Origin of the sequence: Rhodoplanes sp. Z2-YC6860 (assembly GCF_001579845.1) — a bacterium.
In the GTDB taxonomy this organism is placed as follows: domain Bacteria; phylum Pseudomonadota; class Alphaproteobacteria; order Rhizobiales; family Xanthobacteraceae; genus Z2-YC6860.
In genome coordinates this window covers 3,272,374-3,285,855 of the sequence record NZ_CP007440.1, presented here as the reverse complement: position 1 = coordinate 3,285,855, position 13,482 = coordinate 3,272,374, and the positions used below count along the sequence as shown (strand labels likewise).

Sequence of the window (13,482 nt, the reverse complement as noted above, 5' to 3'; positions counted from 1 at the left end):
AATGCAAATCAAGCCGGACTTTGTCCCGACGGCGCTAGCCCATCGGCAGTGGCCCAAAGGCCGGCGGCGGGATGCGGCGGCGCGAGGCCGCCTCATAGGCGGACGCGACGCGGAGCTGGATATCCTCCTTGCCGGGCTCGCAGCGGAACACCAGCGAGAACGGCAGGCCGGGCGCAGGAATCTGCTTCGGTGTGTGTGTCGCCTTCGACACATACTTCTTGCCGTCGGCGCTCAGGGCAAAGACCGGATCGTACACCGTGGTCACATAACCCGCCGGCACCAGCATCTCGGTGAGACCCGCATTAGGGCCGCTGAGCGATTCCGGCGCGAGATTGCTCGGGATGTCGTACTGATGCGGATGACCGATCAGGCCCGGCGGCCACGGCGTGTGCAGCCGCACCAGCGCGTCGAGCTTGTTCTCCAGGATCACCATCATGTCGACGCGGCGCAGAAGTTCGCGCAGCATGATGCGCTCGTTGACGCCTTGGCGGCCGTCGAGCGGATTGCGCGGGTCGCCGGTCTCCTCCCAGTTCTTGAAAGCGGCGCGCTGATCGTCGCCCCAGAACTTCGAACGCTTGTTGAGCTCGGCCCAGTTGGCGAGCGTCTCGGTGAAGCCCTTGGCCTTCCAATCACCGGCGCGGCGCTCGAGATATTGCGAGATGTGGAAGCGGAAGGTGTTGGCGAGCTGCTGATGCTGCACCGTGCCGAGATCGAGGTTGACCGGCGGCTCGATGCGGCCCTCGGCGAGACCGACCAGATAGTCCATCGGCGCCATGGTGCCGGAGCCGAAGGTCTTGCCGGGGAAGAACTCGGTCGGCGCGATCGCCGCGGCGAATTCCTTGAACAGCGGCTGGCCGTCGTTGCCGAGCCGGAACAGGATGTCCGGCATGAACACCGGAATGAGCCGCGCCAGCGCCACGCGGAAATCGACCTTCATGGTCTCCATCGCAGGATCGTTCAGCGCGAAGCGATGCGAGGACTGCACCAAGGTCGCACCGAGCTTGCCGCCCAGCACCTCTTTGATCTCCCGCGCCGCCGCTGTGACGATCGGCTCTTCGGTCTTGGAGCCCGGCGGGATCGCCATCGACTCGCGAATGACGCCGAGCCGCAAACCTTTCAGCGTCGCACCCGGCTCTCTGAGGTGGCTCACATAAGGTGTCGACAGCACCGAGGAACGCGGCACGGTGGTGTAGACGTCGCGAGGGTCGTAGTAGCCCTGCTCCGGGTCCTTCAGCGCGTCGAGGATCTTGGCGCAGTCGACGAGCGAGCGCGCGTGGATGCCGGAGCGGTCGCAGTAGATGTCGGCGCCGATCGCGCCGCCGTCGAAACCGATCATGGCCTTGTGCGGCAGGATCAGCGCCACGGCATTGTGGTTCGACGGGCCGCGGCAGGAGGCGCGCGTTTCCTCGCCGAGGCTCGCCATCACCATGTTGGTCGACACCGAAAGCGCCGAGCCCGATGACGAGCCGAGCGACGCCGCACGGGTCGTGTCGTAGGGGTTCGAGGGATTGCCGCCCCAGGTCGCACGCTGATAGCCGAGCGTCGAGGCCAGCACCTTGTCGGGCTTGTTGCGCCCACCGGGATCGCCGGCGCGGCCGTTGTATTCGGTATTGACCGCTTTGGCGAAGATGATCGCGCCCTTCTTGCGAAGCTGATCGACCAGCACATGGTCGCGCGCGGGGAAATCCATGTCATAGGCGGCGTCGCCGCCGCCGGTCGAGCGCATGTCGATGGTGTCGAACGGGTCCTTGAACGAGAACACGACGCCGTACATCGGCAGCGCATCGAGGTCTGGCTTGCGGCCGTATTTTGCGTCGAGTGCCGCGGCGGTCTCCAGCGCGTCGGGGAGATGGCGGAAGTATTCGCATTGCGGCGGCGCGCCCTTCGGCAGCGGCCCGAGCGAGGGATGCTTGTCGAACTCGCCCTTGCAGGTGACCGAGCGTTCGCCACGAATGTTGAGTGTCGCCAGCGCATTGACCTGCCCAGCATTGGGTACACCGACAATCATGCCGAACTGTTGCTGCACGCTCGGGTCGGAGGCGGTGGCCTCCATGCGGCCGTATTCGAGCGGCGGACCTTTGTACTTGTCGAGGTCGGGCAGGAGCTCCGACACCTTCAATGTCTGCGTCGGAAAATTGAGCGGCGCGCCTGCACGCACCGTCCCGGTCGCTTTCGGAACGGGCTTGCCATCCGGCGTCACCAGCATGCTCGACGGACCGTTGAAGGCCCGCGCGCGCTTGATGTAGTGCTCGACCACGGCGACGCAGGTGATCGCGCCGGCGCAGATGGCGCGGTGAAGGTCGTCGATCGTCGCTTCTTCGAGCGTGAACGCTCCGGCTCGGGCGACTTTGTCCAACGCAATGTCGTTCATTGCCGACTCCTCTCGTCACCGATCAGGGTATCATGATCGCGCCGCCGTTCACGGCGACAGACTGCCCCGTCATATACGCCGCGTCATCGCTCAGCAGGAAGGCGACGACCGCCGCGATATCCTGCGGCTGTCCGATGCGCTTGAGCGGAATTCGCTCTCCGGCCGCATAGAGCTGGTTGTCGCCCATCTCGACGCGCGGCTGCGCCGTGTCGGTGATCCCGGGAATGACGCAATTGACGCGAATGCCGTACTCGGCCCAGTCGAGCGCGAGCGACTTGGTGAGCGCGATGATGCCGCCCTTGGTCGACGCGTAGTGTGCGCCGTTGGCAGCGCCCCCGAGTGCTCGGCCCGAAGCGGTGTTGACGATGACGCCGCGCCCGGCGTCTTTCATATGCGCTGCCACGGCCTGCGCGCAGAGGAACGTTCCCGTGAGATTGACGCGCAGCACGCGCTCCCATTCCGCAAGCTGCATTTCGAGCGCGCGGGCCCGCGGAAAAATGCCGGCATTGTTGACGAGGCCGTCTGGCGCACCCCACTCGCGGAAAAAATCAGCGACGGCCGCCGCGATCTGACCGGCATCGCCGACGTCGACGGTCCAGTGGCGCGCTGTCGCACCCTGGGTGGCGCATTGCGCTGCGGTGTCTTTGACGCCCTCGGTCAGCACATCCCAGACCGCAATATGAACGCCGGGCGCAGCAAGCTTGAGCGCCACCGCTCGGCCGATACCCTGCGCCGCACCGGTGACAATCACTCGTGAAGGCAATGACATGATACCCCTTGCCGCAGTTTCGGATGTTGACGGACCGCGCCGGAGTTTATCTCATTGCCGCGGGACCGCATCCAATCGCGATCGCCGGATTCGCATGCCTGCGATGACAACGGTCGTTGTCGGCCTCGCGGCATGGCGCCTATAGTCTCGGCGCCGGCCAAACCCATGGGGATCGAACGATGGCTCCGACCAGACCGATACTGCGTTTACTTACTAAGTTTACTTACGTTTTTGCGGCGCTCACGATGTTGTCCATGGGCGCATTCTCGGCCAGAGCCGAGACCAAGATCGTCGAAGGCATCGTCAGCCACGGCGCACTGCAATGGCCGGAGTATATCGCGACGGAACTCGGCTGGTTCAAAGAGAACGGCGTCGACGTCGACATGATCGTCGTCGGCGGCGGCTCTGCCCAGCAGCTCGCGGCCGGCTCGCTGAATATCGCCACCAGCGGCTTCCCGGACTTTATCCGTGCCACCAACCAAGGGGCGCCGATCAAGATCGTGATGAACGGCACGAGCGTTCCGCCCTATGGCGTCTACTCCAAGCCCGCGATCAAGAAAATCTCCGATCTCAAGGGCAAGGTCATCAGCATTGGTGGGACCAAGGACGTCACGCTAATCTATATGTCAGCCTTCCTGGCTGCCGGCGGGGTCAAGGCGAGCGATGTTGACTTCCACTACGCGAAGGCGACGCAGGACCGTTTCGCGGCGCTGATTTCGGGCGCTGTGGACGCGGCGATCCTCTATCCACCCGCGACCTTCCGCGCAGGAGCGCAGGGCTTCACCTATCTCGGCGAAATCGATGACCACCTGAAAGGCTTTCCGTTCATAGCCTATGCGGTCAACACCGAATGGGCGGCCAAGAACCGGGCGGCGATGCTTGGCTACGTGAAGGCCTATGGCCGCGCGGTGCGCTGGCTGTATGATCCGGCCAATAAGGAAAAGGCCATCGATTTCCTGGTGAAGTACTCGAAGCAGGACCGTAAGGATACCGCCGACACCTACGACTACTTCATCACCAAGCTGAAGGCCATCAGCCAGGACGGGCTGATCTCCGAGCAGGTCTACAAGAACATGACCGACGGGCTGATCAGCCTGGAGGACATGAAGCCGCCGGTGCCACCGATGAGCAAATTCATCGACGCGAGCTTCGTCCAAGAGGCTTGGAAGTAAGAGGCTTGGAAGTAAGCGGCCAGGAAGCTTGGAAATAACCGTTTCCGACCGCCTTAGAAAAAGATCGAGATCGTCGCAGGCAAGATCGCCTGCGCGAGCTCGATCCGGCGCTGCGATATCCTGATCTCGCCAGCCTCTTTCCGACACACATCGTCCCGCTTGCCGTGGAATTGCACGCCATGCAAACCGCGGCGTTCCTGGTACACGACAAAGTTCGAGCGTACCCTATAGACACCCGGCTGCCCGGCCGGCTCGACGATCACGTTCGAGATCAGCCGCGACGTGGATGACGGCGGCACCTCGGCATGAGCATCGCCTGTCTGGATACGCAGCACGCGAAGCTCGAGCGACTTCTTGTCGTCATCGAACAGCGCAAAGCCGTCGGCGGCTTCGGCCCGTGCGGCCGGGAAATCCACCCGCTCCTTCACCGGCATCCAATAGCGGACATCACCGGCAAAGCAGCTCAACCAGTCATCGAAGCGGTTTTCCTCCAGCATGCGCGCTTCGTCGAACAGAAAACCCTCGATCTCGCGAAACAAGTCGAGCGGCACGGACGGCTTGCCCATCACGCGGTCTCCATCAGGCGTTTCCAGTGCCGGTAGAAATCGCGCTGGTTGACCTCGCTGATCTGCGGCGTGACCTGGCCCGGCCAATCGACCTCGCCGATCCATTTCGTGGGACGCGGGTCTTCCCGGTCGTATCCCATGGCCATCTCGTAATGGAACGGCACCCGCCTCGCGATGCCGGAATCGATGGTTTCCGAGATGCGCTCGAAATTCTCATGATCGTCAGGCGCGACCATGCCGGCCGCGGCCTGGCGCTGCATCAGCACGAAGCGCTGCTGCTTCTTCACCGGCGGCGGCGCATTCTTCTCGATCGCGCACCAAACCCAGGCCTCGGTCCGATTGGCGCCGCGCGGATGGTGCACGATCAGACCCTTGCCGTAGAACGCGCTGCCGACCCCGATCAGCGAAAAGTTCGGGAAGATGTTGGCGACGTGGAAGCTGTAGGGTCTTTGCCGGAATGCCTGAAGCTTCTCGTTGAGAAGGCGTTCGCGCTCGTGAAACCACGCGACGGCTTCCGGCCCGATCTGTTCGGCAAGCGCAAGCTCCTGCCGGCGCGGCGCGTCGCCGACGCTGACCTCGTAGAAGCCGTGAGCGGCGCCGCGATCGTAGTTTGCGGACACGCAGTAGTATCTCGGCTGATCAGCCTTCGCCGTCGTCGCTCCGGTCGCAGCGATCCGCTTGTCGGACGATTTGGCGAGCGCGCCGACGACGGAGCCGTGGGTCGCGGCAAAATGATAATAGTCACCGCCGAAATTCTCGGCGGGCAGCTTCCAGTTCACCGGCACGATATAGCGCTGCTGGCCCGGCAGGACCTCAAGCCCGCCCAGCTCCTCACGCAGCAGAAAGTGCTCGAGCCACCATCGGGCGTCGCCCAGATAGTCATCCAGGCTTGGCGCGCCGGCGTCCCAGTTCGCGAAAACGAGACCACCATAGACCTGGGCCCGGGCCTCGACGAGCCCAAGCTTCGAGCGGTCGATCTCGCCGCGATACTCTTCGCGCAGCCGCGGCACGCCGGTCAGCGCGCCATCGGTGTAGGTCCAGGCGTGGTAGCTGCAAACGAACGACGGCGCATGACCGCGGTCGTGCACGCACAGCAGATTGCCGCGGTGCCGGCAACGGTTCAGGTAGACGCGAACGCGGCCTGTGCGGTCGCGCTGCACGATCACCGGGTCTTCCCCCATGTAGCTCGCAAGATAATCGCCGTTCCGGGGGATCAGGGATTCGTGGCCGACGAAAAGCCAGCTTCGGCCGAACACCCGCTCAAGCTCCTGCTTGTATAAGTCCTCCGAAAACGCGGCCGGTGGGACCGAAACGCCAGTCCGGCCCGCAGCCTCCGCCAATGTGCTCATGAAAGGCCCTCCATCCCGGTCCGCGCCGGTTTGCCTGCGTTCCGGCGCCATTTGGCGAGAAAAGCGGCTTGCTGGTCCAACGAAATCGTAGGACGATATCGTCAGAACCTTTGCCGGAAAAGCCCCTTATGCTGGAACGCTCGCTTTCCACCGTCGATCAGGTCATCGAAGCCATCAAGCTCGGCATCCGCGACGCTCGCTATGTGCCGGGGCAGCGGCTGGTCGAACCCGACCTCGCCGGCGAATACGGTGTCAGCCGCGGCTCGGTGCGCGAGGCGCTGCGCCGGCTCACGGCCGAGGGCTTTGTCAATCTCGAGCGGTTTCGCGGCGCGAGCATCATCCGCATGTCGCGCCGGCAGGTCGTCGATCTGCTGGAGCTTCGCGAGGTTCTTGAAGGGTTCGGCGCCTCGCTCGCGGCACAACGCGCCGATGACAGCGGCCGGCTGAGGCTCACCCGGCTGGAGAAGACGCCCAGCGCGAGGTCTGTGCTGCCGCGCCAGTACGACGACTACAACAACGAATTTCACGACCTGGTGCTGGCTCTGAGCGGCAATGCCGAACTGCCCGGCATGCTGAACCAGATCAGGCTTCCGATCTTCCGGCTGCAGTTCAACCGCATCCTGCTCTTGCCGGAGCAGATCAAGCAGTCGCGGCTGGATCACAACGCCATCGTCAAAGCCCTCATGAAAGGAAATCCGGCCGCGGCCGAGCGCGCGATGCGCGAACACATCCGCCATCAGGCCAAGCGCATCCTCAGCGCGCCGAAAGAATTCTTTGCATAACCGACAATCGAACGAAGCAATCTGCTGGCCGGGCAGCGCAACGAGAAGGGTTGAGCCGATGTTGCCGAAGAAGAACGAGAGGCTGCAGAAACTGGCGCGCCTCGGATTGGCTTGCCCGCTCGGCTTGGCGATCCTGGGCTTGGCGACGTCCATCCTAGGAGCACCAGGCTTCGCGGCGACCGAGAACTTTCCGAGCCGCCCGGTCCGGTTGATCGTGCCTTATTCGGCGGGCGCAACGACGGATACGCTGGCACGAACGGTCGGCGCGAAGCTCGAAGCCGCATGGAAGCAGTCCGTCATCGTCGAGAACCTGCCGGGCGCGGGCGGCATCATGGGAGCGGGCGTCGCCGCGCGCGCTCCGGGCGACGGCTATACGCTTGTCATCGTGACCGCGAGCCATGTCATCCTGCCTGCTGTGATGACGCGCCCACCGTTCGATCCCATCAAAAGCTTCGCCCCTATCACCATGATGGTGAAATCGCCTGGGCTGCTGCTGGCCAGCAAGGCGTCGGGCATCGAAAGCTTGGCTGACATGGTGAAGCGCGGCAAACAGGAGCAGCTCGGCTACGGCTCCTCCGGCGTTGGCTCCAAACATCATGTCACGATGGTCGAGCTGTCACGGCTCGCCGGCATCAACTCCCAACATATTTCGTATCGGGGCTCGGCCCAGGCCATGAACGATGTCCTGGGCGGCCATCTGCAGCTCCAAATGGGAGCGTTCTCGTTCGGCAACGAATTCGTGCGCAAGGGTCAGGTCAATGGCATCGCCATCGTTGCATCAAAGCGCCATCCCATGCTGCCCGACGTGCCGACCCTGGCTGAGCTCGGCTATCCATTGACCTCGGGCGAATGGTGGGCGCTGCTTGCGCCCGCCGGAACGCCGGACGCGATTGTCGACAAGATCGCGAAGGACGTCGCCAAGGTGCTGCTGATGCCGGACGTCAAGGCGCGCATGCCGGCCGACGAATTGGTGTCCTCCACCCCGAAAGAGCTGACCGAGTTCCTGAAAGAAGAAGGCGAGATGTGGGGCGGCACAGCCAAGCGGACCGGGATGCAGATCGACTGATTTTTTGGTGATCGCAGCAGGCCTGAACGGGCCGGTCCGGATTCCGTCGCTGCGGGCGTTCGCGCCATTCAAGCACCATTCCGGGGCCGGGCGGAAACACCGGAATCCGCACAATCGACGCCCGATTTTGCCAACCAATTGGGCATCCACAGCCAATTTCCTTTCAGAATTGCCTAACTGACAAAGCTTTTCTGGTTCGCTGATTGATGCTAGCGTTCGGGGCACCAGAACAGCGGTCCAGCCCATTTCCGGAGTCGAAAAATGATCGGAATTCGTAAGACCTTGGCCGGCGGCCTCGTCGCCGTAGCGGCCTTGCTCACCGGGTTAACCGGCACTCAGGCCCAGGAGATCGTGATCGGCGCCATCGTGCCGTCCAGCGGACCGTTCGCCGAATGGGGGCGCACCAACACCGTCACACTGAAGATGCTGGAAAAGCAGATCAACGACGCCGGCGGCGTCAACGGCGCAAAGCTCAAACTCGTGATCCTCGATGACGGCGCCAAGCCCGCGCAGGCCGCCAACTCGCTGCGCAAGCTCGCCGGCGACGACAAGGTGCTGGCCGTTGCAGGCCCGCTGACGTCGGGCGCCTGCGAAGTCACCTTCCCGGTCGCCAATCAGACCGGCGTGGTCGCGACGTCCCAGGCCTCCTCGAAGCCGGGCGTCGCCAAGGCCAACCGGCCGTGGGCGTTCCGCAACACTGTCGACGAGGCGATCCTCGCCAAGACCTCCGTGCCGTACTTCAAGAAGACCTTTTCGGCGAAGTCGGTGGCGGTGATCTACGACGCCAAGGACGCGGTCTCCACCTCGATCGCCACCAAGATCATGCCGGAGGTGTTCAAGGCCAACGGCATCACGGTCTCCAACGAGAACGATCTGATCTCCTTCAACACCGGCGATCTCGACGTTTCGGCCCAGGTGACCAAGCTCAAGTCGCTCAACCCGGACGGCGTCGTGATCGGCGCCGACTACAGCCAGGCCATCACCGTCATCCGCGAGATGAAGCGTCAGGGCCTGGTCAAGCCGGTGATCGGCGGCACACCGCTGATCTCATCGGCGATCCTGAAAGCCGCGCCCGAAATCCCAGTGATCGCGCCGGCAACCTTCTACGCCTCGATGAAAGGCGCGAAGGCCGAGAAGTTCGTTGCCGAGCTGTGGCCGCTGTTGAAGAAAGAGTCCGGCCTGCCGCCGGAGATCGAGCCCAGCATGTATGACGCCAACATCTACGAGATCGTCAGCATGTATGTCGATGCCGTGAAGAAGACCGGCATTACCGGCAAGCCCGAGGCGCTCGAGGCCGAGCGCGTCAAGCTGCGCGACTACATGGCCAACCTGAAGGGCTATGATGGTCTTGGCGGCCAGATCCACTTCAACGCCGATGGCGACGCCATCAAGCAGTTCTTCATCGTGCAGGGCGAAAAGGGCGCGTGGTCCACGAAGGTGACCGGCTGCTCCGCCGACGGCGGCTGCTGAACATTGCTATGGCAGAACGCCGGCGCGGCGGCATCACGCCGCGCCGGCGAGAACTCGTCCATCCGCCTGTCCGGCCCTATGCTGCCAGACGTGGAGTCCCCGGTGATAAAGACTGCTGAACCATGCTGCTCCAGCAACTGGTGAACGGCCTGACGCTCGGCGCGGTCTATACGCTGATCGCGCTGTCCTTCTCGCTGGTGATGGGCATTCTCTCGATCCTCAATCTCGCGATCGGCGAACTGTTCATGCTCGGCGGCTATCTCGGCTTCGCGCTGATCGCCGCGCATCTACCGCTGCCGGTCGCGCTGATCGGCGGCATGCTCGGCGCAGCCGTCATGGGCATTGTGATCGAGAAGGTCGCCTATCAGCCGCTGCGCGACGCGCCGCTGATCACGCCGATGCTCTCGACGCTCGGCTTCTCCATCATCCTGCAGAATGTCGTGACCAACGTTTGGGGCTCGGACCCGCTGCAGCTGCCGACAGAGCTGTTCGATACGCGCATCCCCCTCGGTCCGATCAGCGTCGGCGTGATGCAGCTCGTCGTCATCGGCGTCGCTGTGGCTCTGGTGGCCGCCGTCGCCTTCCTGATCCAGAAGACCTCTGCTGGCCGCGCGTTGCGCGCCGTTGCCGAGAATCGCGATGTGGCGCGGCTGCTTGGCGTGTCGGCCGGGCGGGTGACGCTGCTCGCGTTTGCGATCTCCGGGGCGCTGGCGGGCGCCGCGGGCGTCCTGATCAGCCTGCATTACGCGGCGATCACGCCTTATATCGGCGTCGACACCGGCCTGAAGGCGATCGCCGTGATGGTGATCGGCGGCACCACCCGCGTCTGGGGCGCGCTGCTGGCCGGTCCGCTGATCGGCATCGCCGAGGTGCTGACCATCGCCTATGGCAGCTCGCAGGCGCGCGACCTCGTGGTCTACGGACTGATGATCCTCATTCTGCTGATCCGCCCGCAGGGCCTGCTCGGCGGCGCGCGAACCGACGTCGGGCAGCGCGTCTGATGTCGACCTATTACGCGGGCCTGTTCGCCGATGTGGGCATCCTGCTGCTCGGCGCCTTGAGTGTCTACATCATCCTCGCCACCGGCCAGCTTTCGCTCGGCAATGCCGGCTTCATGGGTGTGGGCGCCTACCTTGCATCCTATCTCACGGTGGAACTGCACTGGCCGATTACCGCGGCCTTGCTGGTGGCAGCCGGCGCGGCCGCCGTGATTGGCATCATCGTTGGATTTCCGGCACTGCGGCTGAAAGGCATCTACCTCGCCATGGCCACGCTTGGCTTTGGCGAGATGGTGCGGAGCTTCTTTCTGGTCTTCGAGCCGATGGGCGGCTCCGGCGGCTATCGTGGCATGCCGCACGTGTCGCTCTCTTACATTTGGCTATGGGCCGGTGGCGTCCTCCTCCTGGTTCTGGTGCTGGAGCGTTCGCGGCTGTGGCTCGAGATGCGCGCGATTCACGATGACGAAACCGCGGCCGGTCTCGTCGGGCTGAACACGACCGCGATCAAGATCGGCGCCTTCGGCTTTGGCGCAGCGGTGGCGGCGCTCTGCGGCGGGCTGTTCGCGCATCATTACGTCTATATCGAGCCGGGCAATTTCGGCTTCGATCGCTCGATCGATTTTGTGCTCGCCGTGATCCTGGGCGGCTCCACGGTCGGCGCCGGCGCCCTGGTGGGCGCGCTGCTGCTCGTGCTGCTCCCCGAATGGCTGCGCTTCCTGGTCGACTGGCGGCTCGCCGCCTTCGGCGTGCTGCTCATCCTCGTCTTGCTGACGCGACGCCAGGGCATCCTCGACCGCGCGCTGATCGCGCGCCTCACCTTCCGGCGGAGCGCCGCATGAGCGACGCGCTTCTCAGGCTCGACAACGTGAGCAAGACCTTCGGCGGCATTCGCGCCCTGTCGGATGTCTCGCTGTCTGTGCCGCAGAACCGTATCGTCGGCGTGATCGGGCCGAACGGCGCCGGCAAGACCACGTTGTTCAACGTCATCACTGGCGCATATCGCGCCGATGGGGGCGAGGTTTTGTTCGACGGCAACACCGTCACGCAATGGCCGCCGCATCGCATTGTGCAGACTGGCGTCGCGCGCACGTTCCAGAACATCCGTCTGTTCGCCGGCATGACCGTGTGGGAGCACCTGCTGGTCGCACAGCCGCATCAGGGCCATGTTCTGCGCCGGATGCTGCCGGTGCGCTGGGCCGACCCCGCGGCGTGGCAACGCGCCGAGGAGGCGCTGGAGATCTTCGGCCTCACAGAAGTGCGGGGAATCATTGCTCGCACACTTTCTTACGGCATCCAGCGCAAGGTCGAGATGGCGCGGGCGATGACCGCACGTCCCAAGCTCCTGATGCTTGACGAGCCGGTCGCCGGCATGAATCACAACGAGGCCGAGGAGTTGCGCGCCCTGCTGCTTCGGCTGCACGGCCGAGGCCTTTCGATCCTTCTGATCGAGCACGACATGGCGTTCGTCATGAATCTCTGCCAGCAGCTCTATGTGCTCGACTTCGGCGCGCTGATCGCAGAAGGCACGCCCGCCGCGATCCGGCAGAATCCGGCCGTGATCGACGCCTATCTCGGAAGCGAGGCCGCATGCTGAAGGTCCGCGGCCTCGAGGTGTTCTATGGACCGATCCGCGCCGTCCGCGGCATCGATCTCGACGTGGCACAGGGCGAGATCGTCGCGCTGATCGGCGCCAATGGCGCCGGCAAGACCACGACCGTGCGCGCCATTGCCGGGCTGGCGCCGTTCCGCGGGACGATCAGCTTCAACGACCACGCGCTCGCACCCAACCATGCCGAGCGCAATCTCCGCGCCGGCATTGCGCTGGTGCCGGAAGGCCGCGGCATCCTCGGCAAAATGAGCGTCGAGGACAATCTCTTGATGGGAATCTACTGCCGCGCCGATCAGGCGGATGCGAAAGCCGACATCGCACGCATGTACGAACGCTTTGCCATCCTCGGCGAGCGGCGCGCGCAGATGGCGAGCCTTCTGTCCGGCGGAGAGCAGCAGATGCTGGCCATCGCCCGCGCGCTGTTGTCGCGGCCGCGCCTTCTGCTGCTCGATGAGCCTTCGCTCGGACTTGCACCGAAGATGAGCGACACGGTGTTCGGCCTGATCACGGAGCTTCGCCGCGACGGCATGACGGTGCTGCTGGTCGAACAGAAGGCGCGGCAGACGCTCAAGGTGGCCGACCGCGCCTATCTGCTCGAAACCGGACGCGTCATCCGCAGTGGCGCTGCGGCCGAGCTTGCGGGCGACTCGCAGATATCCGACGCCTTCCTCGGACGGACGAGTCCGGCGCAGCCGTGATCGTCACAATGGCCGGTGCGACTTGCCGGCATAAAGCATCAGAGTCTGGCCGGCATTCCCGCGCGTCAGCCGCGCGTACCTGTGTAGCTTCGGCCCATTGGCATAACGCGTCATGCGGTGATGATGGCCGCCGTGAGCAAAGTGCAGGCCCCATTCCTGGCCACCCGGATTGTAGCTGATGTGCACGTGCTGGACCGCTGCGTAATCGGTGGAATAGCCGCCCGGCCAGCCTTTCAGATGCGCGTAGATGCAGGACGGATTGCCGCGCATGTCCACGGCACGGCCGATGGGATGATTGCTGCGATTGCCGCGAGCGGAGACCGTGCTGACGATCGTGCTGCCGCAAGCCGACACGATCTGTCTCGTCTTGGTGGCGAGCACTGGCGTCACGCCCGCGAGCGACAACGACCGCGACGTGGCGGCCCGGTGCGCGTGCCGCTTCCCGCGGTAAGATGCCGTAACTCGATACCGCAGATGATGAGCCTTGAGTGCGTGGTGATGGATGGATTGATCGTGGTGGCGATGCCTCGCATCGGCAGGACTGCTGGTAATGGCGAGCGCGACGCCGCTCGTGAATGCCAAAACGACGCACATTCGACTCATTAAATTCTCCCGGTGTGATCCAGCCCCGA

General features: G+C 64.2%; 13 protein-coding genes. 8 read left to right on the top strand and 5 right to left on the bottom strand.

The features are described from left to right. Window positions 1-34: 34 nt before the first annotated feature. Entirely contained in the window at window positions 35-2,371 is a 2,337-nt protein-coding gene (locus RHPLAN_RS15185; RefSeq protein ID WP_068019475.1) for an amidase family protein, read from the bottom strand. A 22-nt stretch (window positions 2,372-2,393) separates the two neighbouring features. Beyond that, entirely contained in the window at window positions 2,394-3,140 is a 747-nt protein-coding gene (locus RHPLAN_RS15180) for an SDR family NAD(P)-dependent oxidoreductase (RefSeq protein ID WP_068019469.1), read from the bottom strand. 254 nt (window positions 3,141-3,394) lie between these two features. Here RHPLAN_RS15180 and RHPLAN_RS15175 point away from each other — a divergent pair, with 254 nt between their 5' ends. Next, window positions 3,395-4,312 carry an ABC transporter substrate-binding protein gene (locus RHPLAN_RS15175; RefSeq protein ID WP_068019467.1) on the top strand — a complete coding sequence of 306 codons (918 nt, stop codon included), beginning with the start codon at window positions 3,395-3,397 and terminating at the stop codon, window positions 4,310-4,312. A gap of 53 nt (window positions 4,313-4,365) precedes the next feature. On the opposite strand, the gene RHPLAN_RS15170 is transcribed toward RHPLAN_RS15175, so the two are convergent. Both RHPLAN_RS15170 and RHPLAN_RS15165 read right to left on the bottom strand, forming a co-directional pair. Next, the gene (locus tag RHPLAN_RS15170) at window positions 4,366-4,878 is read right to left on the bottom strand and encodes an aromatic-ring-hydroxylating dioxygenase subunit beta (RefSeq protein ID WP_198164935.1); all 513 of its coding nucleotides are present in this window, start codon (window positions 4,876-4,878) and stop codon (window positions 4,366-4,368) included. After that, on the bottom strand, window positions 4,878-6,227 hold the full coding sequence (locus tag RHPLAN_RS15165; protein ID WP_068031241.1) for an aromatic ring-hydroxylating oxygenase subunit alpha: 1,350 nt from the start codon (window positions 6,225-6,227) through the stop codon (window positions 4,878-4,880). Before RHPLAN_RS15165 ends, RHPLAN_RS15170 begins: the two co-directional genes overlap by 1 nt. Before the next feature lie 128 nt (window positions 6,228-6,355). On the opposite strand from RHPLAN_RS15165, the gene RHPLAN_RS15160 reads away from it, so the two are divergent. From RHPLAN_RS15160 to RHPLAN_RS15130, 7 genes are all read left to right on the top strand, one after another. Further along, window positions 6,356-7,009 carry a GntR family transcriptional regulator gene (locus RHPLAN_RS15160; protein ID WP_068019463.1) on the top strand — a complete coding sequence of 218 codons (654 nt, stop codon included), beginning with the start codon at window positions 6,356-6,358 and terminating at the stop codon, window positions 7,007-7,009. A gap of 58 nt (window positions 7,010-7,067) precedes the next feature. Continuing rightward, a complete protein-coding gene (locus RHPLAN_RS15155; RefSeq protein WP_068019460.1) occupies window positions 7,068-8,075 on the top strand; it encodes a tripartite tricarboxylate transporter substrate-binding protein in 1,008 nt (335 codons plus the stop codon). A gap of 261 nt (window positions 8,076-8,336) precedes the next feature. Beyond that, window positions 8,337-9,545: an ABC transporter substrate-binding protein gene (locus tag RHPLAN_RS15150; RefSeq protein WP_068019458.1), complete on the top strand. Its 1,209-nt coding sequence runs from the start codon at window positions 8,337-8,339 to the stop codon at window positions 9,543-9,545. A gap of 122 nt (window positions 9,546-9,667) precedes the next feature. Next, window positions 9,668-10,546, top strand: coding sequence for a branched-chain amino acid ABC transporter permease (locus RHPLAN_RS15145; RefSeq protein ID WP_068019457.1), 879 nt, complete (start codon window positions 9,668-9,670; stop codon window positions 10,544-10,546). Beyond that, complete coding sequence (locus tag RHPLAN_RS15140; protein ID WP_068019456.1) at window positions 10,546-11,382, top strand: branched-chain amino acid ABC transporter permease; 837 nt, start codon at window positions 10,546-10,548, stop codon at window positions 11,380-11,382. The genes RHPLAN_RS15145 and RHPLAN_RS15140 overlap by 1 nt, the downstream gene beginning before the upstream one ends. Beyond that, on the top strand, window positions 11,379-12,137 hold the full coding sequence (locus RHPLAN_RS15135) for an ABC transporter ATP-binding protein (protein WP_068019454.1): 759 nt from the start codon (window positions 11,379-11,381) through the stop codon (window positions 12,135-12,137). Before RHPLAN_RS15140 ends, RHPLAN_RS15135 begins: the two co-directional genes overlap by 4 nt. After that, the gene (locus tag RHPLAN_RS15130) at window positions 12,131-12,850 is read left to right on the top strand and encodes an ABC transporter ATP-binding protein (RefSeq protein ID WP_068019451.1); all 720 of its coding nucleotides are present in this window, start codon (window positions 12,131-12,133) and stop codon (window positions 12,848-12,850) included. Before RHPLAN_RS15135 ends, RHPLAN_RS15130 begins: the two co-directional genes overlap by 7 nt. Before the next feature lie 3 nt (window positions 12,851-12,853). Here RHPLAN_RS15130 and RHPLAN_RS15125 read toward each other — a convergent pair whose 3' ends face one another. After that, on the bottom strand, window positions 12,854-13,453 hold the full coding sequence (locus RHPLAN_RS15125; RefSeq protein WP_157100281.1) for a hypothetical protein: 600 nt from the start codon (window positions 13,451-13,453) through the stop codon (window positions 12,854-12,856). Between the last annotated feature and the right edge of the window lie 29 nt (window positions 13,454-13,482).

Coding starts and splice junctions, on each gene's coding strand:
- RHPLAN_RS15180 (WP_068019469.1), bottom strand. CDS start 3,140: ATGTCATTGCCTTCACGAGTGATTGTCACCGGTGCGGCGCAGGGTATC.
- RHPLAN_RS15165 (WP_068031241.1), bottom strand. CDS start 6,227: ATGAGCACATTGGCGGAGGCTGCGGGCCGGACTGGCGTTTCGGTCCCA.
- RHPLAN_RS15145 (WP_068019457.1), top strand. CDS start 9,668: ATGCTGCTCCAGCAACTGGTGAACGGCCTGACGCTCGGCGCGGTCTAT.
- RHPLAN_RS15125 (WP_157100281.1), bottom strand. CDS start 13,453: ATGAGTCGAATGTGCGTCGTTTTGGCATTCACGAGCGGCGTCGCGCTC.
- RHPLAN_RS15170 (WP_198164935.1), bottom strand. CDS start 4,878: ATGGGCAAGCCGTCCGTGCCGCTCGACTTGTTTCGCGAGATCGAGGGT.
- RHPLAN_RS15140 (WP_068019456.1), top strand. CDS start 10,546: ATGTCGACCTATTACGCGGGCCTGTTCGCCGATGTGGGCATCCTGCTG.
- RHPLAN_RS15160 (WP_068019463.1), top strand. CDS start 6,356: ATGCTGGAACGCTCGCTTTCCACCGTCGATCAGGTCATCGAAGCCATC.
- RHPLAN_RS15185 (WP_068019475.1), bottom strand. CDS start 2,371: ATGAACGACATTGCGTTGGACAAAGTCGCCCGAGCCGGAGCGTTCACG.
- RHPLAN_RS15175 (WP_068019467.1), top strand. CDS start 3,395: ATGGGCGCATTCTCGGCCAGAGCCGAGACCAAGATCGTCGAAGGCATC.
- RHPLAN_RS15135 (WP_068019454.1), top strand. CDS start 11,379: ATGAGCGACGCGCTTCTCAGGCTCGACAACGTGAGCAAGACCTTCGGC.
- RHPLAN_RS15150 (WP_068019458.1), top strand. CDS start 8,337: ATGATCGGAATTCGTAAGACCTTGGCCGGCGGCCTCGTCGCCGTAGCG.
- RHPLAN_RS15130 (WP_068019451.1), top strand. CDS start 12,131: ATGCTGAAGGTCCGCGGCCTCGAGGTGTTCTATGGACCGATCCGCGCC.
- RHPLAN_RS15155 (WP_068019460.1), top strand. CDS start 7,068: ATGTTGCCGAAGAAGAACGAGAGGCTGCAGAAACTGGCGCGCCTCGGA.